The following is a 20,598-nucleotide window of genomic DNA, read 5'->3' as shown; positions in this document are numbered from 1 at the left end:
GACGTGGGACGACGGACACGGCCGTCCCGCTCGATGCCGGGCGGAGCCGGCAGGCCGCCTGGCCCGAGGCGGTCAGTCGGCTCCGCCTGCGCTAGCCGCTTCCTCCCGGTCGTCGCGCTCGGAATCTTCGAACCAGCTCATCAGCACCGCGCGCGCCTCGTCGATGCCGGTTTTCGCGAGCGACGAGAACAGCTGCACCGTCGCGCCGGGACACAGGCTCGCCATCTCCCTGCGCGTGGCCAGGAGCGTGCGCGCCGCTTCGCCGCGCGAGAGCTTGTCCGACTTCGTCGCGAGCACGTGGCAGCGCAGGCCGATGTCGCGGCAGTACGTGAGCATCAGCCGGTCGAAATCCTTGAGCGGATGGCGGCTGTCCATGATCAGCACGATGCCGCGCAGCGAGCGCCGGCCACGCATGTAGCCGTCGATGGTCTCGCGCCAGTGGTCGCGCAGCGCGTTCGGCACCTTCGCGTAGCCGTAGCCGGGCAGGTCGATCAGGCGGCGGGTTTCGTCGAGCGTGAACACGACGAGCTGCTGCGTGCGGCCCGGCGTCTTGGAGGTGCGCGCAAGGCCGGTCTGGTCGCAGATGCGATTGAGCGCGGTCGACTTGCCGGCGTTGGAACGGCCGGCGAACGCGATTTCGGCCCCGTGGTCGGCCGGCAGCTGGTGCAATTCGTGCGCGGCGAGCCGGAACTGCGCGCGGCGGAACAAATGATCGGACATCGTGAACCTTTTTGAGAGAGGCCGGCGGGAAGGGAGTGGGTCGGCCCAGCAGACCTTTTGCGACCGCGCGGGTATAATCCGGCGCCTTTCCGTCCCGCCGGCACGGTCCGTGCGAGGATCGGACCGGAATCCAGCTAAATCTTGGAGTCGAGTGTAATGAGTTTTCGGCGCAGTTTTGCTCTGGCGGGCTTGATCGCCGCGGGTGCGGCCCAGGCCGCCGAACCGACCGCCCATGTCGTCGGCGACGCCAAGGCCGGCGAGTCCAAGGCCGCCGCGTGCGGCGCCTGCCACGGTCCGGACGGCAATTCGCCGACGAACCAGTACCCGAAGATCGCCGGCCAGCAGGCCGACTACATCGCCCGCCAGCTCTCGCTGTTCAAGAGCAGCGCGCGCGCCAACCCGATCATGCTCGGCTTCGTCGCGAACCTGACCGAACAGGACATGCACGACCTCGGCGCGTACTTCGCGACGAAGCAGGCCGTCGCCGGCAACGGCGACAACCAGCTCAAGGCGCGCGGCGAAACGCTGTGGCGCAGCGGCGATACGAAGCTCGGCGTGCCGGCGTGCATGTCGTGCCACGGTCCGGACGGCCGCGGCAATCCGGGCGCGGGCTACCCGCAGCTGGCCGGCCAGCACACCGACTACGTCGCCGCGAAGCTCAAGGAGTGGAACGCGGGCACGACCTGGGGCACCGACGATCGCTCCAAGATCATGCCGGACATCGCCAAGCGCCTGTCGAACCAGGACATGGTGTCGGTCGCCTCGTACGCCGAGGGCCTGCACACGGCCAAGCCGGCCGTCGCGGAAGCGAAGAAGTAACAACGCGGCACCTGCCGTCGAAGGTCGTGCAGCACGGCCTTCGGCGCGAACTTGGATCGGTTCGGCGTGTCTGTGACAGTCGTTCAGCATGGCGACGGCATGCGCCCCTATGCTGCGAGACTATCCGCCGTGCGGCCGAACCGCCGCCGGCGCGCCCAACCAGGAGATCCGGATGTTCCAGCGTTTGCTCATCGCCCTCGCCGCCCTGCCGCTCGCCGCCGCCGCACAGGCACCCGCGCCGGCCGCCCCGACGACCTATGTCGAAGGCAAGCACTACGAACTGATCGATCCGCCGGTGCAGACCGCCGACCCGACCAAGGTCGAGGTCACCGAGGTGTTCTCGTACGGCTGCCCGGCCTGCGCCGGCTACGCGCCGACGTTCAAGAAGCTCGTCGCCAAGCTGCCGCCGAACACGGTCGTCACGTACGTGCCGGCGTCGTTCAACACCGCCGAGAAGTGGCCGCTGTTCCAGCGCGCGTACTACGCCGCGCTCGCGCTCGGCGTTGCCGACAAGGCGCACGGAGACATCTTCCCGGCCGTGTGGGGCGACGATGCGCCGCTCAAGGTGTTCGACCGCCGCACGAACAAGCCGGTGGAGCTCACGCTCGAAGACGTCGCGAAGTTCTACGAGAAGTACGGCGTCAAATCGGCCGACTTCGTCGCCACGGCCAACTCGTTCTCGGTCAACACCAAAATGAAGAAAGCCGACGCGTACCTCAAGGCGACGCAGGTCGCCAGCACGCCGACGCTCGTCGTCAACGGGAAGTACCGTTTGAACAGCAAGGAACTCGGCAGCTGGGAAGCGCTCGACGATCTCGTGCTGTTTCTCGTGAAGAAAGAAAGCGCCGCGAAGTAAGCCGCCCGTCACCGTTCCGGAGAAACCGCAATGCTCAAGCGATTCCTTATCGTCCTCGCCGGCCTCGTGGCGGCCGCCACGGTCAGCGCGCAGGACGCCGCGAAAACCGAGTGGAAAGAAGGCCAGCACTATTTCGTGATCGACCCGCCGGTCGCCGTGGCGACGCCGGGCAAGGTCGAAGTGCTCGAGGCGTTCTCGTACGCCTGCCCGCACTGCGCGCACTTCCAACCGTACGCCGACCAGATCAAGGCGAAGCTGCCCAAGCAGGCGACGTTCGTCTACCTGCCGGTCGTGTTCAACCCGTCGTGGGAGCCGTTCGCACGCGCCTACTACGCCGGCCAGTCGCTGGGCGTGCTCGACAAGACGCACCAGGCGATCTTCGACGCGCTGCACCGCGACAAGAAGCCGCTGCGCTCGATCGAAGACATCGCCGCGCTGGTCGCGACGGTCGGCGTCGACGAGAAGAACTTCCTCAGCACGGCCAAGTCGTTCGTCGTCGAGGGCAATCTCGCGAACGGCCAGAAGAACCTCGCCGCCTACGGCATCGACAGCACGCCGACGATCATCGTCAACGGCAAGTACCGCCTCAACGCGGGCTCGGCCGGCGGCTTTCCGCAGGCCGTCGATCTGACGGGCTGGCTCGTCGCCAAGGAAATCGCCGGGGCGAAGAAGTAATCGCCGTCGCACCGGGGCCGGCGCGCAACCGCCGGCTCCGCTTGCCGCGGCCAACGCGGCAACAGTGACTTTAGCAAGGCTTGCGGCGGATCGGCGTCGCGGATAGCTTCGATACCATGAACGCCCACGACGGCTCGGCGCCCACCCCGGACGGCATCACGCGCTTGCGGCTCGTCAGCTGCAACATCGTGGCCGGGGCCAGCGTCGGCCGCTTCAGCGACTACGTGACGCGAACCTGGCTGCCGCATCCGGGCAAGCGCGCGAATCTCGACGCGCTCGCGGCGTCGATCGCCGAGTTCGACATCGTCGCGCTGCAGGAGTCGGACGCGGGTACCTTGCGCTCGGGCTTCGTCAACCAGACCCAGTACCTCGCCGACGCGGCCGATTTTCCGTACTGGAGCCATCAGCCGAACCGGCGCGTGTCGCGCCTCGCGCAGTCGGCCAACGGCCTCATCAGCCGGCTCGAACCGACCGAAGTCATCGACCACCCGCTGCCCGGCCGCATTCCCGGCCGCGGCGCGCTGCTCGCGCGCTTCGGCGCCGGCCGCGACGCGCTGTGCGTCGTGATCTCGCATCTGTCGCTCGGCCCCGAGGCGCGCATGCGCCAGCTCGGCTTCATCGCAGACCTTTTGGCCGATACGCCGCACGCGGTGCTGATGGGCGACATGAACTGCGCCGCCGACAGCCCCGAGCTACGCGAGCTGTACCGGCGCACGTCGCTGCGACCGCCGACCGCGCCGCCGGCGACGTTCCCGAGCTGGCGGCCGCGCCGGGCGATCGATCACATCCTCGCGTCGGAAGCGCTCGAAGTCGAAAGCCTGTGGACGCTGCCGCAGGCGTTTTCCGACCACCTGCCGGTCGCGGCGAGCCTGCGCCTGCCGGCGCGGCTGCAGCACGGTCTCAAACGCGCCGCCTGACGCCGCTGCCGCAAGCGCGGCACCGCCCTTCCCGCCTCGCGGGCTTCGCCAGATTCCGGCGGCCCTGAATCCGCCGGCGTGCCGCGGAGGTCAGCGGCTGGTCAGTTCCTGCACGAGATCGTTGTTGCTGATGCGCAGGCGTACCAGCGCGTCGGCACGCGCCTTGAGCGCATCTCGCAACGCCGTGTCGAGCACCGCGTACGGATCGACGGCCTTGGCGCGCATGTCCTCGAGCTGCTTGCGCTGGTCGGCGCGCGCCTTCGCGGACAGACCGGTCTGGTGCAGCTGTTCGAGCTGCGCGTTGAGCTGGTCGATGTACTCGCCGAGCACGAGGATGTCGCCGAAGCGCTTCTTGACGTCGCGATAGCGTCGCAGGTCGACGTTCAGCGCCTTGGCGGCGTTGCGCTCGTACTGACGCGACAGCACCGGCTGCAGCGCGACGTTTTCGGCGACGTCGTCGCGCGCGTCGCGGGCGGCCGTCAACCGCTGCTGCGCCAGCTGCAGCGCGTCGATTTCCATCTGCAGGCCGCGCTGGTAGAGGTCGAGATCGGCGACGGCGAGCGCCGCCTGGGCGTCGGCGGCCGCGTCGGCAGGCGATGCGGCACCGGTCGGGGTTTGCGCTGTGGCCGGCAGCGCGCAGCAAAGCATCAGGGCCAGGACGGACAAACGCAGGCTAACGGGTCGCATGACGACCTCCGCACTGTCGTGGAGAAGCTTCGCCGACAAATTAGCACAAACGGCAACGCGCGGAGCATGCCGTTGTGCATGGGGGACGCTCCGCGGAATGGCGCGTTTTGCTGCGCCGCATGAGCGCAATCGGGGAAAACCGCACGGCGGATTGGTACAAAGCGGCAAAAATGTACCAACCGGACCAGTCGAATTGTATGGACATACTCACGAGTGCCCGTGCGCGTCTCGACGCTCGGCGCGACGTCGCAAATCGTGCGGATGTCGCGCGGAATCGCACGGGCGCGGCTTCGCCCGCGACCCTTCGCGGCGTTTGTAACTCTCGGGGATATTTATGGCGAACAAGTACACATATATCGCGACGTCGATCGCGCTGGCGCTTGCCGGCGCGACCGGCGTATCCGGCGCGGCATCGGGCGGCGCGACCGCGCTGCAGCCGTCGAACGCCGGCAACGCAGCGTTGTCGGCAGGCCGTGCCGATCTCGCGCAGCAGGGCGAAGATCGTGCAATCGCCGTCTTCGTCACGCTCGAAGGCACGCCCGCCTCGGTCGAGTACGCCAGGGCCATCGCGCGCAGCGGCGATACCCTGCTCGGCCGCACCGCGGCCGGCACGCAGTCGCGCGCGGCGGTCGCCGCGAACGAAATCGAGCAGTCGCGCTTCGCCACGACGCTCGCCAACAGCGGCATCCGCGCCACCGAGCTGTATCGCGTCTCGCGCGTCCTGAACGGCTTCGCGCTGAACGTGTCGTCGTACGACGATCTCGCGCGCCTGAAGGCGCTGCCCGGGGTCGTCGCCGTGCGTCCGCTGCCGCTGCACGAGCCGTCGAACGCCAGCAGCGTCGCGTTCATCAACGCGCCGAAGCTGTGGGAAGGCACGCCGCTCAACAGCGCGGGCTACAAGGGCGAAGGCATCCGCATCGGCATCATCGACAGCGGCATCGACTACCAGCATCCGATGTTCGGCGGCACCGGCCTCCTCGCCGACTACCAGGCGAACAACCGCACGCTCATCACCGACCTCATCAACGGCTCGGTCGCGTTCCCGACCGCCAAGGTGTTCGGCGGCACCGACCTTGCCGGCGACGCGTACAACGCCGCGGCGCAGGCGACCGCGACGCCGGCGCCCGACCCCGATCCGATGGACTGCGGCGGCCACGGCACGCACGTCGCCGGTACCGCGGCGGGCTACGGCGTCAAGGCCGACGGCACGCCGTACAACGGCCCGTGGGACACGACGACCGACTTCTCCGGCCTGCGCATCGGCGCCGGCGTCGCGCCGCGCGCCGAGCTGTTCGCGATCCGCGTGTTCGGCTGCTCCGGTTCGACCGCGCTCACCGTCGCCGGCTTCGAACGCGCGCAGGATCCGAACGACGACGGCGATCTGAGCGACCGTCTGGACGTTGCGAACCTGTCGCTCGGCTCGGCGTTCGGCCAGCCGGACGACGATTCGGCGACCGCCGCCGACAACGCCGCCTCGACCGGCATGATCGTGGTGATCTCGGCCGGCAACAACGGCGATACGCATTTCGTGCTCGGCTCGCCGTCGAGCGCGAAGAACGCGATCAGCGTGGCCAACACGATGGACGACGGCGTCGGCGGCCCGGTCCGCGGCGATGCGCCGGCGGCCGTCGCCGGCCTCAAGGTCACGGGCGCGGCCAACTTCGGCGTCGCGCCGCCGCCGGCGGGCCTGACGCTGCCCGTCGTCGCCGTCGACGACGGTTCGACCGCGACGGTACCGCCCGGCTCGGCCGGCGGCACGCCGCAAGACGGTTGCTCGACGCCGTTCCTCAATGCCGCCGCGGTAGCCGGCAAGATCGCGTTCATCGATCGCGGCGCCTGTCCGTTCAAGCTCAAGGTGTACAACGCGCAGTTGAACGGCGCGGCCGGCGTGATCATCGGCAACGTCGCGTTGAGCGGCAATCCGAACGCGGTCATCGGCATGGCCGACGATGCGACGATTCCGGCCGTGACGATCCCGTCGGGCCTGATCGCCCTGCCCGACGCGAACGCGTTCCGCGCGAACCTCGCCGCCGGCGTCACCGCGACGCTGACCAACGGCGCTGACACGGTGAACGCGTCGACCTCGCGCGGCCCGAGCGGCGCGCCGGGACAGCAGTCGCTCAAGCCCGATATCTCGGCGCCCGGCACGAACATCGTTTCGGCGCAGAGCGGCATCATCTGTACCGCCAATGCCACGGGCTGCGTCGCGTTCGATCCGTCGGGCTACCTCGCCTCCGGCCGACCGCTGTCGCTCAGCGGCACGTCGATGGCCGCGCCGCACATGTCGGGCTACGCGGCGCTGCTGCGCCAGCAGAACCCGGGCGCGAGCGTCGCCGAAATCAAGGCGGTCGCGATGAACTCGGCGAGCCACGACCTCTTCTTCGGTCCGGCCGGCACGCTCGACCGCTACGCCGGCGGTCGCATCGGCTCCGGTCGCGCCGATGTCGCGCACGCGGTTTCGCCGATCCTCGCGCTGAACGATGCGAATCCGGAACAGGTCTCGCTGTCGTTCGACGACACCGTGGTCGGCACGGCCGACGTGACGAAGAACATCCGCCTCGAAAACCGCACGGCGCTCGCCCAGTCGGTGACGCTTGCGCTCGATACGCTCAACGACTCGCCCGGCGTCGCGTTCGCGCTGACCGGCCCGACGACGGTGACCGTGCCGCCGGCCGGCTCCGTGATCGTGCCGGTCCGCATGACCGCGACCGCGACGGACATGAAGCGCCATCGCGATCCGACCGTGTCGGCGACGCAGGTCGGCGCATCGGCGGGCGCAGCCGCGCTCGGCCCGCTGCCGCGCTACTACCTCGACGAGGAATCGGCGAACCTGATCGTGTCGAAGGCCGGCAATGAAGTCGCGCGCGTCCCGGTGTACATGGCGCACCGTCCGCATTCGGACCTGAGCGCCACCGTCGGCCCGGGTCCGAATCTGCAGCTGAACGTCGCCGGCACCGGCGTCTGTACCGGCACGCTCGCGGGCTCGAGCTGCGATGCCGCAAGCGGCGTCGACCACCAGTCGCTCGTGTCCGCGCTCGAACTGCAGTACACCGGCACGCGCAACGAGGAACTGCCGGGCTACTTCGACGTGCAGCACCTGGGCGTCACCTACGGCGCCGATCGCTTCGTGTTCGGCATCTCGACGTTCGGTGCGAAGGCGACGCCGAACAATATGGCGTTCAACGTCTGCGTCGATACTAACGAAGACGGCAACTACGATCGCGTGCTGTTCGCGACGAGCGTGACGGGCTATTTCTCGGTTGCGGGCCAGGCGAACGATCCGATGGACGTGTTCGTCACCGGCATGTTCACGCCGCCGACGTCGCTCAACATCGTCGGCTTCACGAACCTCGTGTCGCCGGACCAGATCGACATCGGCACGTTCAACAGCAATTCGCTGCTGATCAGCGCCACCGCGGCCAATCTCGGCCTCGCTGCCGGCGACCGTTCGTTGCGCTACGCCGTTGCCGTCTGCCCGAGCTTCAATCCGCTGTGCGTGCGCCTGAACCCGGCCAACCAGTGCGGCAGCTCGGTCTCCGCGTACGCGACCGTGCCCGGTCCGTTCACGTTCGACGGCAACGCGCCGGGCGTGACCGTGAACGTCGCGGGCGGTGGACCTGCCGCGCTGCTGTTCGAACAGAACGGCACGCAGATCAACGGCACGTACAACCCGGCCAACATGGCGGCGAACGGATCGAGCGGCGTGCTGCTGCTGCACCACACGAACCTGCCGGAAAACGCGGCGCAGGTGATCCAGCCGGATCGCATCTTTGCGGACGACTTTGAAAACTGATCGATCGCAGCGACCGCGGTAGGCGGTAAAAAGATGAGGGCGCGGAGCGATCCGCGCCCTTTTTCTTGCGCGCGATCCGGCGTCGCCGGTACCGTCGATGCTCGTCACGACCGCGCAAGGAGCGTCCGCGAAACGATGTCCCGACGCTCCGCCACGTACGCGTTCGCTCTCGGCTTCATCGCACTGCCCGCGTCCGGCGAGGAAACCACGCTGCCGCCCGTCGTCGTCTCCACACGCCTCGAATCGGTCGAGGCGTTCGACGCGCCGGCGTCCGTGAGCGTCGTCGACATTGCCGACCGCGCGCATGCCGATCTCGCCGAATCGCTCGCGCAGGCGCCCGGCGTGATCGCGCGCGACCGGCGCAACCACGCGCAGGATACGCAGCTGTCGATCCGCGGCTTCGGCGCGCGCGCGACGTTCGGCGTGCGCGGCGTGCGCCTCTACGCCGACGGCATTCCCGCGACGATGCCCGACGGCCAGGGCCAGGTGTCGCATCTCGATCTCGTCGCCGCCGACCGCATCGAAATCCTGCGCGGCCCGTTCTCGGCGCTGTACGGCAACGCGTCGGGCGGCGTCGTACAGGTGTTCACCGCCGACGGCGCCGAACCCGCGCAGGTGCGCGTGCAGACCGCGTTCGGCAGCGACGGCGAACGCATCCACGGCGCACGCGCGCTCGGCGCGATCGGGCCGGTCGGCTACCACGTCGCGTTCGCCGTCGCCGATACCGACGGCTGGCGCGAGCACAGCGCCTCGCGCCGCGAGTCGGCCAATCTGAAGCTGCGGGTGCCGGTCGGCGACGACGGCACGCTCGATCTCGTCGCCAACGGCTATCGCGCGCCCGAGGCGCAAGATCCGCTCGGCCTCACGCGCGCCGACGCGCGAGCCGATCCGCGCCGTGCGACGCCGGCCGCGCTCGCGTTCGACACGCGCAAGTCGACGGCGCAGAACCAGCTCGGCGCGGTGTGGCGCCACGCGCTCGGCGGCGGCCACGCGCTGCGCGCGACCGCATACGCCGGGCGCCGCACGATCGAACAGTTTCTCGCCGTGCCGATCACGGCGCAGGCGAGCCCGACGAGCGCCGGCGGCGTGGTCGATCTGGCCGGCGACTACGGCGGCGTCGACTTGCGCTGGTCGTGGCACGGCGAACTCGCGTCGCGCGCGGTCGAGATCGACGCCGGCATCGACGCCGACCGGCAGCGCCAGCATCGCCGCGGCTTTGAAAATTTCGTCGGCTCCGCAACCGGCATCCGCGGCGCGCTGCGGCGCGACGAGATCAACGACGCGCGCAGCGTCGACCGCTACGCGCAGGCGTGGTGGGCGTTCGCGCCGCGCTGGTCGGCGCTCGTCGGCGCGCGCGCGAGCGACGTGCGCTTCGCGTCGGACGACCGCTACGTCACCGCGGCCAATCCCGACGACGGCGGACGCGTCGACTATGCGCAGACGACGCCGGTTGCCGGCCTCGTCTTCGCACCGCGCGACGACGTGCGTGTGCACGCGTCGGCCGGCCGCGGGTTCGAGACGCCGACGTTCAACGAACTCGGGTATCGCGCCGACGGCGGTTCGGGGCTCGCTTTCGACCTGAAGCCCGCGCGCAGCCGTAACCTCGAGCTCGGCGCGAAATGGCGCGGCGCCGACGGCGCGTCGCTCGAAGCCGCGCTGTTTCGCGCCGACACCGACGACGAGCTCGCCGTCGCCCGCAACGTCGGCGGCCGCAGCAGCTATCGCAACGTCGGCCGCGCGCGGCGCCAGGGCGTTGAAATTTCGGCGTCGATTCCGCTGTCGACGGCGTGGCGCGTCGATATCGCGGCGACGCGGCTCGACGCGACGTTCCGCGACGCGTTCGCGGTCTGCACGGCGGCCGGCTGCACGACGCCGACGGCGCGCGTCACGCCCGGCACGCGCCTGCCGGGCGTCGCGCGCGATCAGGCCTGGCTGCGTGCGGCGTGGCGCGACGGCGGCTGGTCGGCGGCGATGCAGGCGAGCGCCGTCGGCCGCGTGACGGTCGACGACCGCGGCACCGAAGCGGCGCCGGGCTACGCGCGCGTCGACGTCGAGGCGGCGTGCGACTTCGCGTTCGGCGACGGCACGCTGCGCGCGTTCGCGCGGATAGACAACGTGTTCGATCGTGGCTACGTCGGCTCGGTCATCGTCAACGAAGGCAATGCGCGCTACTACGAGCCCGGGGCGGCAAGGACCTGGCTTGCGGGATTGCGCTGGACGTGGGATGCGCGCTAGGCGGAAACGATTCGGGCCGCTTGCGCGGCCCGAATGCGTTTGTCGCCTTGTGTACGATGCTTAGAACTTCACGCTCGCCTGGACATAGCTGAAGCGGCCCGGCAGGTCGTAGGTCGACGCGTCATAGCCGTTGAGCGAGCACGACACGCAGATCGGCGGATCCTTCGCGAACACGTTGTTGACGCCCGCGGTCAGCGTGAAGTCGAAGTTCACCGGCAGCTTCCAGTTCAGGCGCACGTCGTGGAACGTCGTCGCGCCGAGATGGTTGGTGCCGCCCGTGCCGGCCGAGTTGAGATTGCTGCACACCGCGCCGACTTCGGTCAGGTCCGGGTTGCAGGTTTCTTCGAGGCCCGAGGTGTAGCGCGAGGTCCAGCGCGCGCTCCACGGACCGTTCGACCACATCAGCGACGCCTGCGTGCGCCATTCCGGAATCGACGAGTTGTTGACCTCGACGCCGACGGTCAGCGGTTCGGACTGGCCGGTGTCGGACGCGACGACCTTGTACTTGTCGGCGTACGTGGTCTGCAGCGCGAGGCCCAGCGTGCCGAAGCTCCACTCCGGACCGAACCAGTTGACGCCGATGTCCCAGCCTTGCGTGTCGATCTTGCCGAGGTTGCGCAGCTGGTTGTTGAAGCTGATGATGTCGCCCGACGTACCGCGCACGATGCCGTTGCAGAACACGGCCTGGTTCGTCGCGACGCAGCGATCGAGCTGCGCCTGCGCGTCCGGTGCCTGGATCGCGTCTTCGATCTTCACCTTCCAGAACGTCAGGTCGAAGTCGAGCTTGTTCGCCCAGTTCGTGCTCTCGGCCCAGCCCGGGCTGTAGACGATGCCGGCGGTCAGCGTCTTCGACGTTTCCGGCTGCAGCAGGATGTTGCCGCCGGTGCGCGTGGAGATCTGCGTGTTCGCCTGCTCGAACGAACCCGGATTGGCCACGCCCTGCGCGATGCAGTTCGCCGCGAGCGTCGGGTTCGTCTGGCCGTTGCACGGATCGGAGATGGTCGCGTCGAAACGTGCCGGCGCGCCGTACAGTTCGCCGATCGACGGCGCGCGGAAGCCTTCGGCCCACGTGCCGCGCGCGGTCAGGTCGTCCGACAGCTGCCAGCGGAAGCCGAACTTGTTGTTCGTCGTGCCGCCGAACGTGGAGTAGTCGGAATAGCGCGAGGCGATCGAGAGCTCGAGGCTCTTGGCGAGCGCCACGTCCTTGAGCAGCGGCACGTTGAGTTCGAGGTAGTACTCGTCGACGTCGTATTCGCCGCGCGTCGGCAGCGACGGCACGCCGTTGGACTCGCCGGCGACGACGATGGCGTCCGGCGTGTACGAACCGGTCTGCTTGCGGTTTTCATAGCCCGCCGCGAACGCGAGCGAACCGGCCGGCAGCTGCACGATGTCGCCCGAGATGTTGGCCGTCCAGGTCTGCAGCTTGTTCTCGCTGATGTCGTGCTCGATGTAGCTGATGTAGTCGAGCATTTCGCGCGTGATCGAACCCGGGCCGCCGAAGATGTTCAGCGGCACGCACGGCGCGGTGCACTGGCTGATCGGGCCGAGCGCGCGCGCGATGTGCGCGATGTTGTAGGTGCCGTGGACGGTCTGCTGGCCCTTGTTGGTGGCGTCGACGTAGTTGACGTCCCAGTAGAAGTCGCGGTCGCCGGCGGTGAAGCTGCCTTCCAGGCCCGTCGCGAAGTAACGCGTGTCGACGTCCTGGCTGAACACGCGCGGTCCGCCTTCGACCGGACGGCGGCCGAGGCCGAGGAAGTTGGAGTTCGGATCGAGCGTCACGCCGAACGGGTTGTACGGATTCGTCGCGTCGACGCCGGTGATGAGGCCGAGGTCGCTCGTATTGAGCGCCGAGCCGAGGCCGATCGGTTCCGGCGCGGCCTGGTTGGCCGACTTGCGGTTCGTGTAGCTGCCCTTGAGATACCAGGTGATGCTGTCGGCGACCTTGTAGCGCGCCTGGCCGAAGAACGCGTTGCGCTCGTTCGGCGTGAGCAGCAGGTTGTACGGCGCGAAGTTGAAGCGGTCGGCGTTGGTGAAGCGGTGGAAGCCGTCCGGGAACGGCTGCACGCCGTTGGTCGTGCCGTTGGCCGTGATGTTGCAGCGCGCGCGGCCGCTGGCGTCGATCGGGCACAGGCCGCCGTACGTGTTGAGCGGGTCGGTCGGGTAGAAGATCGTGCGCGTGAACGGAATGTACGAGCTGCCGCCGAAGATGCCGGCGCCCGGCGTCGGGTAGAACGACTGGCCCCAGTCGCCCGCGCTGATCGAATCCTGCTCGTAGTGGCTGATGTCGAGGAAGAAGTCGAGGCGGTCGGTGCTGCCGCCGAGCGACAGGTTGCCCGACTTCGTGGTGCCGTCGCCGATCGAGTAGTCGCCGTACTGGAAGCTCGCGCTCGCGCCTTCCTGCTTGCGCTTGGTGATGATGTTGATGACGCCGGCGATCGCGTCCGAACCGTACAGCGACGAGGCGCCGTCGGTCAGGATTTCGATGCGCTCGACGGCGCTCGACGGAATCGTGTTGAGGTCGACCGCGGCCGAGACGCCGGAACCCGACGATTCGCTGACCCAGCGCAGGCCGTCGACGAGCACCAGCGTGCGCTTGGCGCCGAGATTGCGCAGCGACACGGTGGTGGAACCGGAGCCGACGCCGCCGCCGTCCGCCGGGAAGCCGAAGTTGCCGGCCGAGTTGAACTTGGTGTTGAGCGACGAGCCGCTGACGCTCATGCGCTGCAGCACGTCGCCGATGCCGTTGAGGCCGGTGGCCTCGATGTCGCGCGCCGTGATCGTGACGATCGGATTCTTGCCTTCGAGCTCGGCGCGCTTGATGCGCGAGCCGGTTACCTGAACGGCTTCGAGGCGAGTGGTGTCGTCGCCGCGTTCGGACTGGGCGAACGCCGGCACGGCGAAACTGCCGGCGAGCATCGCGGCGGTTACGGTGTGAATGGTCAGGCTGAGCTTGCGACGGTGCAGCAGTTTCATTGGGTGACTCCCGTTTTGGTGACCCGAATACCCGAGGCTTATCGACCGGCCCAGCGCCTCCCACGCGACCGCGCCACGGCGCCCGGAAAGGGCACGCGCGGTGCGGCGTTCGTTCGAACCGGTTGCAGACGTGCGAGGCCCCCCAAGGCACGCACGCCCGGAACTTTCCGTTCCGTACGCTTCGAGGCCCCCCGCCCTGGAAACGTGTAAAAGAAATGTAAATCAGATTTCAGACAGCGGCTAGGGGCCGCGGGTACGACTTACGACAGGGGTCCCAGGCGGATTCGCCGGCGCACGCCTAGCCGCTGAGGCCGACGGCAAGCCCCATCAGCACCAGAAACGCCGCGAAAACGCGCTTGAGCGCCTCGCCGGACAAGGCATGCGCGAGCCGCACGCCGAGCGGCGCGACGAGCACCGAAGCCACCGCGCAGCCGAGCGCGGCGGGCAGATAGACGAAGCCGAGACTGCCCGGCGGCATCGTCGCGCCGACCGCATGGCCGCCGTACACGAAGCCGATGGCGCTGGCCACCGCGATCGCGAAACCGCAGGCGGCCGACGTGCCGACCGCACGCACGGGTACGACACCAAAATAGACGAGCAGCGGCACGGTCATGCTGCCGCCGCCGATGCCGACGACGGCCGACAGCGCGCCGATGCCGACGCCCGCGGCGAACAGCAGAGGGCCGTGCGGCGCGTCGTGCGCTTCGCGCGCGGGCTGCACGCGTCCGAACAGCAGCTGCGCCGCGGCGATCATGCAGTAGCCGGCGACGATCCAGCGCAGCACGTCGCTCGGCAGGTGGCTGGCGATCTGCGCACCGCCGAGGCCGCCCAGGATCATGCCCGGCACGAGCGAGCGCACGCTCGTCCACAGCACGCTGCCGCGGCGCCAGTGCGCGCTCGCCGACGAGATCGACGTCAGCACGATGCTGGCGAGCGACGTCGCGAGCGCCACCTGCATGACGTAGTCGGGCGCGAAACCGCGCGCCGGCAGCAGCCAGGCGAGCGCCGCGACGATGATGAGGCCGCCGCCGACGCCGAGGAGTCCGGCGAGCAATCCCGCTCCCGCGCCGACGGCGAGGTACAACGCGATATCGAGAACCATGCGGAACGCCGCTCCTTTCGTTGCGGCTACAATCGCCGCATGTATTTCAAAAGTATGCCCGACCTGGTGTGCCGCCCCACAGGTAATTCGACCAAAGATTCCGGATGGATTTCGTCGCGAGACAAGGCGCGGCGAGGAGCCGTACCGGCAGTACGGCGACGAGCCGCAACGCAGGATCGCGGCGAAAGACGCCGGAATTGGTCGGATTACCTGTGGGGCGGCGCACCCCTAGGGCGCGCGCTGGGCCGATTGTTACTTTGGTCTGGCGTGCTCGCGGCGGTGCCTGCCTACGCCGCGCAGCGGGACGACGAACGCGCCGCGTTCCGCCGCGCGCTCGACGCCGTCGAACACGGACGCGACTGGAAGAAGGAAGCCGCCGTCCTCGAACGCTATCCGCTGCTGCCGTCGCTCGAGGCGCTGGAGCTGACGCGCCGGATCGGCAAGGCGAAGAAGCCCGACGAGATCAAGGCCGACGAGATAGAAGCGTTCCTCGCCCGCTGGCCCGAAACGCTCGCGGCCGACGACGTGCGCCGCGCATGGCTCGCCGATCGCGCCGGAAACGGCCGCTGGAAGGAATTTCGCGCCGCCTACGCGCCGGGTCTCGGCCGCGAATTCGCGTGCCATGACCTCGCGGCGCGCCTGGCCGACGGCGAAAAGCTCGATTTCGCCAAGGACTGGACCGCGCTGTGGGAGTCGTCCACGGCGCTGCCCGCGTCGTGCGACGGGCCGCTCGCGCGCTCGGTCGACGCGGGCGTGATCGACGGCGCCAGGCTCAGACAGCGCATCGATCGGGCGCTCGACGCGGGCCAGTCCGGCGTCATCGACGAACTCGTCGCGCATCTGCCGGCCGCCGAACGGCCGGCCGCGACGCAGATCGCGCTGGCGCTGCGCGACGCGCCCGCGGCGCTCAAGCAAGCCGCGACGTGGCCCGACGACACGCGCCATCGCGACGCCGTGGTCGCCGCGATCAAGCGCGTGGCGCGTCGCGACGCCGACGGCGCGGCCGACGCCTACGCGAAGCTCAAGGCCCGGTATCAATTTTCGGACAAGCAAAAAGGCGACGTCGCCGCCGCTTTCGCGCTGTACCGTGCGACCGAATTCGATGCCGACGCGCTCGAACGTCTCGCGTCGGTGCCCGCGGCGTCGCAGACCGACGGCACGCGCGAGTGGCGCGTGCGCGTCGCGCTCGCGGCATCGGACTGGACCGCGGCGCTGGCCGCGCTCGATGCGCTGTCCGACACGCAGAAGGCCGACGCCGAATGGCGCTACCTGCGCGCTCGCGTGCTGGCGAAACTCGACCGCAAGAGCGAGGCCGCGCCGGTATTCGCCGCGCTCGCTCGCGAGGCGAATTTCTACGGCTTCCTCGCGGCCGACTGGAGCGGCGAGGCCTACACGATCTGCCCGCTGACGCTGGCCGCCGACCGCGACGCGGAAAAATCGTTGAGGGAAGGCGCGCTCGATCGCGCGTTCGAATGGCGCGCGGTCGACCGGCTGCGCGACGCGCGGCGCGAATGGGACTGGGCGATGGCGCGCTTCACGCCCCCGCAGCGCCGGCTCGCGGCCGATCTCGCGTATCGCGAAGGTTGGTACGACCGTGCCGTGTTCGCGTTGAACAAGGGCGACGAACTCAAGCTGTATGAGCAGCGCTTTCCGCTGGCGCGCGAGCCGCAGATTCGCCGCGAATCGCATGAAACCGGACTCGATCCGGCGTGGACCTACGCGATCATCCGCGCCGAAAGCGCGTGGGTCGAGGACGCGCGCTCGAGCGCGAACGCGCTCGGCCTGATGCAGCTCCTGCCCGGCACCGCGGCACAGCTCGCGAAAACCGAAAACATCGCGTACCGGCGCGCCGAAGACCTGTTTCTGCCCGACACGAACATCGCGCTCGGCACGCGCTACTTGTCGCAAATGGCAGAAAAGTACAACGGCGCGCCGTGGCTGGCGAGCGCCGCGTACAACGCGGGACCGGCGCCGGTCGCACGCTGGCTCGCGGCACGCGGCGACCTCGAACCCGACTTCTTCATCGCCAGCATTCCGTATCGCGAAACCCGCGAATACGTCGCGCGCGTACTCGCGTTCAGCGTGATCTACGACTGGCGTATGAACGGCAAGGCGCTCGCGCTCGCCGCGCGCCTGCCGCGCAACGGCCAGGCCTATGCGGCGCCGAAAGACGACACGCCGCGCAAGGCCGTGGTCTGCCCGGCCGCCGCGGAACCGGCCGACGCGGCCTCGGCGACCGCCGCGCCCGGCTCCTGACGGGTCACTGCCCGACGATCTGCGGTCGCATAGCCTCGAACAGCGCCGTCAATCGGCGCTGCGCGTCGGCGGGCACCGTCACCGCGTTCATCGCGGCGGCGAAGTCCTGCATGAACGCATCGAAATCGGCGTCGACGAGGTACATGCCGGAGTGCGCTTCCTCCATCGACCGGCCGGTGTACGTGCACGGCCCGCCGCTGATCGCGCAGAGCTGTTCGGCGAGCAGCCGGCGCGACTCGGCCATGCTGCCGTTGGCGAAGAACAGGTTGATGCGCAGGTCGTTGAGGAGTTCCCTGACCGTCGCTTCGGCGAGACGATCGATGCCCGCCTGTCCGCCGAGGGACAGATACAACGCGTCTTTCTGAACAACGGGTTTTTGCGGTGCCGCGGCACACGCGGCGAGCGCGACGGCACAGAGCATCGGAACGATTTTTTTCATCTAGTGGCCTGTATCAGCCAAATCGGAAGAGGGATCGCGAAGGACTGGTCGCGCAGGACGCCGCTGCGGAGCGAAGCCGATAGCATCGCTATTGGCTGAGTGAGCGGCAAGTACTGCGCGGCCAGGACGAGCGAGCTGCTTTCGATTCGGCTGTTGCAGGCCACCAGGCACCAGGGTGCGCCGCCGGCCGTTCGCGCGGCTTGCTGCTAAGCTGCGACGTTCGATCCGGGGCGGCAGGGAGTCGGAAAGCATGCAGATATACCTCGTCGGGGGCGCGGTGCGCGACCGGCTGCTCGGCCGGCCGGTCGTCGATCGCGACTACGTCGTCGTCGGCGCCGATCCCTCGCAGTTGCTGGCGCTGGGCTACCGGCCGGTCGGCAAGGATTTTCCGGTGTTTCTGCACCCGCAGACGAACGAGGAATACGCGCTCGCGCGCACCGAGCGCAAGAGCGGCCATGGCTACGCGGGCTTCGCGTTTCACGCCGACGCGACCGTGACGCTGGCGGACGACCTGCGCCGCCGCGACCTGACGATCAACGCGATGGCGCAGGACGAGGACGGCAACCTCGTCGACCCGTTCGGCGGCGCGGCCGATCTTGAGGCGCGCGTGCTGCGCCATGTGTCGCCGGCGTTCGCGGAAGATCCCGTGCGCATCCTGCGCATCGCACGGTTCGCCGCGCGCTATGCGCCGCTCGGTTTTCGCATCGCCCCCGAAACGCTCGCGCTGATGCGCGCGATGACCGCCGACGGCGAGGTCGACCACCTCGTCGCCGAGCGCGTATGGGCCGAAACGCGCCGCGCGCTGACCGAACCGCAACCGTCCGCGTTCGTCGCCGCCTTGCGCGCCTGCGGCGCGCTGGCGCGGCTGTTTCCGGAAATCGACGCGCTGTACGGCGTGCCGCAGCGGCCCGAATATCATCCGGAGATCGACACCGGCGTGCACACCGAAATGGTCGTCGACATGGCCGCGCGCCTCGCGCCGGGCGACGCGCTCGTCGGCTGGTGCGCGCTCGTGCACGATCTCGGCAAGGCGCTCACGCCGGCCGATCAGCTGCCGCGCCACGTCGGCCACGAAGAAGGCGGCGTCGAACCGATCCGCGCGGTGAACGCGCGCTATCGCGTGCCGGCCGAATTCGCGGAACTCGCCGTGCTGTGCTGCCGCCAGCACTTGAACGCGCATCGCGCGCTCGAGCTGCGGCCCGGAACGGTGCTCGAGCTTTTCGAGAAGCTCGACGGTTTTCGCAAAAAGGAACGTGTGGAACAGTTTCTGCTCGTCTGCGAGGCGGACAAGCGCGGCCGGCTCGGCCTGACCGAGTCGGAGTATCCGCAGGCGCGGTGGCTGCGCGAAGCGTATGCGGCTGCCGCCGCGATCACGGCCGCGACGTTCGTCGACCGCGGGCTTGCCGGCCCCGCGGTCGGCGAGGCGATGCGCGAGGCGCGTATTCGCGCGATCGCGGCGCTCAGGCAGTAACGCGACGCTCGACCCACGTAAACAGGTCGCCGAAGGGCCCGCGCGCGACGAGCCAGCCGAGGACCGCCCCGAGCGCGTCGGCGGCGAGATCGGCGAATTCGGCGCTGCGGTACGGCGTCAGCGCCTGCAACACCTCGATCGCCAGTCCGAACGCGACGCACGCCAGCGCGCAGCGCAGGCGTTCGCGCACGCCGCCGTAGATCTGCGCGTACCACAGCATCAACGCGGCGAAACCGAGCACGTGGCCGATCTTGTCGCCGAACGGCACGGCGCCGACGACCTGCGGCGCCGGCAGCAGCGCGAGCATCAGCATCAGGGCGACGAGCAGGCGGCCGAGCAGTCGCCAGTACGCGAGGTGTCGCAGAGGGCGGGCAGTCATCGCCATGGCGCAGCGTCCGTTTTCGAAGGTTCGCGCAGCGTGCCGCCCGCTCGTGCGATCGCCGCGGCGACGATCTGGCAAAACGCGGGCGTCGGCATCGCGGGCGAGAGCATCAGCGCGAGAATGCGATCACCTTGAACTTCTCGCCCATTTCGCCGGGCAGCGTCAGGCGTTTGATTTCCTGCGAAACCCGATAGCGCTCGACCTCGTCGGCATTCGCCTGCAGATCGGCGAAGACGTCGGCGAGGCCGTTGGCGATCAGGAAATCGGCCTGCGTGCCGAGCCCGGCGATGTCGAACCCGGCGCCCTTGCCGGCCTCGGCCAAAGCGCCGAAATCCACAAAGGCAGTAATATCCTGCAGACCGACGAGACGGAACGGATCGTCGTGAGCGCGGTGGCGGTAATTGGCCAGCAGCGTACCGTCGCGGCGGTCGGCGCGGTAGTACTCGCGCCGCGCGTAGCCGTAGTCGACGAAGATCGCGAGGCCTTCGGCAAGTCCGCCGCACACGGCCTGGATCCAGTAGGGCAGCTGCGGCAGCACTTCGGAGCGGTAGTCGTCGGGCAGCTGCTGCTCGATGTCGCGCTCGATGTGGCGCACCGCGCCGCCGACGAAACCGTCCGCCGGCAGGTCGACGATCGCGAAACCGCCGTCGCCGTCGTCGACGATGTGTTCCTCGAACACTTCGCCGCCGCGGATCGAAAAGCGCGTCGTCGGCAACGCGTCGATCACCTCGTTGGCGAACAGCACGCCGCGCCAGTCGTCCTCGGGCGGGCGGTCGATCCAGCGCACGCGCGCGGCGAGGTCGGGCGGCAGCGCCGTCCGCACGCGTTCGCGCTGGCGTTCGCGCAGGTCGGCGCTCGGCTCCAGGATCGAATACGTCGCCGGCACGGCGTCGAGACGTTGCAGTTCGGCGAGGCAATGCTCCGCGAACGCGCCGCTGCCGCCGCCGAGTTCGAGCATGGCCGCGTCGGCGCCGATATCGCGCAGCGCCGGCGCCACCGCGCGCGCGACGCAGCGCGCGAACACGGACCCGAGTTCCGGCGCCGTGATGAAATCGCCGGCCGCGCCGAATTTCGTCTTGCCGGCGCTGTAGTAGCCGAGCCCGGGCGCGTACAGCGCCAGCTCCATGAAGCGCGAGAACGGCATCGGGCCTTTTTCGGCGATTTCGTTGCGGATGAAACGCGCGAGCGTGTCGGAATGCTCGCGCTCGGCAGCGGTGGGTTCGGGCAGATCGATACGCAAGGTCGGGCTCGCCGCAAGACGTGAAGGCGCCTA

General features: G+C 69.1%; 15 protein-coding genes. 8 read left to right on the top strand and 7 right to left on the bottom strand.

From position 1 onward, the window contains the following. Positions 1-72: 72 nt before the first annotated feature. Positions 73-720: a ribosome biogenesis GTP-binding protein YihA/YsxC gene (gene yihA, locus OD750_RS11635; RefSeq protein ID WP_263545402.1), complete on the bottom strand. Its 648-nt coding sequence runs from the start codon at positions 718-720 to the stop codon at positions 73-75. A gap of 156 nt (positions 721-876) precedes the next feature. Between yihA and OD750_RS11630 the strand changes: the two genes are divergently transcribed. From OD750_RS11630 to OD750_RS11615, 4 genes are all read left to right on the top strand, one after another. Next, positions 877-1,539: a c-type cytochrome gene (locus OD750_RS11630; protein ID WP_263545401.1), complete on the top strand. Its 663-nt coding sequence runs from the start codon at positions 877-879 to the stop codon at positions 1,537-1,539. A gap of 172 nt (positions 1,540-1,711) precedes the next feature. Next, a complete protein-coding gene (locus OD750_RS11625; RefSeq protein ID WP_263545400.1) occupies positions 1,712-2,395 on the top strand; it encodes a thiol:disulfide interchange protein DsbA/DsbL in 684 nt (227 codons plus the stop codon). Between the two features lie 30 nt (positions 2,396-2,425). Further along, positions 2,426-3,070 (top strand): thiol:disulfide interchange protein DsbA/DsbL, encoded by a 645-nt coding sequence (locus OD750_RS11620; RefSeq protein ID WP_263545399.1) that lies wholly within the window; start codon positions 2,426-2,428, stop codon positions 3,068-3,070. A 116-nt stretch (positions 3,071-3,186) separates the two neighbouring features. Beyond that, positions 3,187-3,987: an endonuclease/exonuclease/phosphatase family protein gene (locus OD750_RS11615; RefSeq protein WP_263545398.1), complete on the top strand. Its 801-nt coding sequence runs from the start codon at positions 3,187-3,189 to the stop codon at positions 3,985-3,987. A gap of 90 nt (positions 3,988-4,077) precedes the next feature. On the opposite strand, the gene OD750_RS11610 is transcribed toward OD750_RS11615, so the two are convergent. Then, positions 4,078-4,674 carry a hypothetical protein gene (locus OD750_RS11610; protein ID WP_263545397.1) on the bottom strand — a complete coding sequence of 199 codons (597 nt, stop codon included), beginning with the start codon at positions 4,672-4,674 and terminating at the stop codon, positions 4,078-4,080. Between the two features lie 334 nt (positions 4,675-5,008). On the opposite strand from OD750_RS11610, the gene OD750_RS11605 reads away from it, so the two are divergent. Beyond that, positions 5,009-8,467 carry a S8 family peptidase gene (locus OD750_RS11605; RefSeq protein ID WP_263545396.1) on the top strand — a complete coding sequence of 1,153 codons (3,459 nt, stop codon included), beginning with the start codon at positions 5,009-5,011 and terminating at the stop codon, positions 8,465-8,467. A gap of 135 nt (positions 8,468-8,602) precedes the next feature. Beyond that, positions 8,603-10,702, top strand: coding sequence for a TonB-dependent receptor family protein (locus OD750_RS11600; protein WP_263545395.1), 2,100 nt, complete (start codon positions 8,603-8,605; stop codon positions 10,700-10,702). A gap of 60 nt (positions 10,703-10,762) precedes the next feature. Here the strand turns inward: OD750_RS11600 and OD750_RS11595 are convergent, their stop codons facing one another. Beyond that, the gene (locus OD750_RS11595; RefSeq protein WP_263545394.1) at positions 10,763-13,675 is read right to left on the bottom strand and encodes a TonB-dependent receptor domain-containing protein; all 2,913 of its coding nucleotides are present in this window, start codon (positions 13,673-13,675) and stop codon (positions 10,763-10,765) included. A gap of 298 nt (positions 13,676-13,973) precedes the next feature. Beyond that, positions 13,974-14,777, bottom strand: coding sequence for a sulfite exporter TauE/SafE family protein (locus OD750_RS11590; RefSeq protein WP_263545393.1), 804 nt, complete (start codon positions 14,775-14,777; stop codon positions 13,974-13,976). A gap of 279 nt (positions 14,778-15,056) precedes the next feature. Between OD750_RS11590 and OD750_RS11585 the strand changes: the two genes are divergently transcribed. Next, a complete protein-coding gene (locus OD750_RS11585; protein WP_263545392.1) occupies positions 15,057-17,033 on the top strand; it encodes a lytic transglycosylase domain-containing protein in 1,977 nt (658 codons plus the stop codon). Positions 17,034-17,037: 4 nt separating this feature from the next. Here OD750_RS11585 and OD750_RS11580 read toward each other — a convergent pair whose 3' ends face one another. Then, positions 17,038-17,472 carry a group I truncated hemoglobin gene (locus OD750_RS11580; RefSeq protein ID WP_263545391.1) on the bottom strand — a complete coding sequence of 145 codons (435 nt, stop codon included), beginning with the start codon at positions 17,470-17,472 and terminating at the stop codon, positions 17,038-17,040. A 250-nt stretch (positions 17,473-17,722) separates the two neighbouring features. Here OD750_RS11580 and OD750_RS11575 point away from each other — a divergent pair, with 250 nt between their 5' ends. Beyond that, positions 17,723-18,943 carry a multifunctional CCA addition/repair protein gene (locus tag OD750_RS11575; protein WP_263545390.1) on the top strand — a complete coding sequence of 407 codons (1,221 nt, stop codon included), beginning with the start codon at positions 17,723-17,725 and terminating at the stop codon, positions 18,941-18,943. On the opposite strand, the gene OD750_RS11570 is transcribed toward OD750_RS11575, so the two are convergent. Further along, the gene (locus OD750_RS11570) at positions 18,933-19,328 is read right to left on the bottom strand and encodes a VanZ family protein (RefSeq protein WP_263545389.1); all 396 of its coding nucleotides are present in this window, start codon (positions 19,326-19,328) and stop codon (positions 18,933-18,935) included. The genes OD750_RS11575 and OD750_RS11570 overlap by 11 nt on opposite strands. A 106-nt stretch (positions 19,329-19,434) precedes the next feature. Then, the gene (locus tag OD750_RS11565; RefSeq protein WP_263545388.1) at positions 19,435-20,565 is read right to left on the bottom strand and encodes a class I SAM-dependent methyltransferase; all 1,131 of its coding nucleotides are present in this window, start codon (positions 20,563-20,565) and stop codon (positions 19,435-19,437) included. Between the last annotated feature and the right edge of the window lie 33 nt (positions 20,566-20,598).

Origin of the sequence: Tahibacter soli (genome assembly GCF_025717065.2) — a bacterium.
Lineage (GTDB): Bacteria > Pseudomonadota > Gammaproteobacteria > Xanthomonadales > Rhodanobacteraceae > Tahibacter > Tahibacter soli.
The sequence above is the reverse complement of the archived record's forward strand: the minus strand, read 5'-3'. Positions and strand labels throughout refer to the sequence as shown.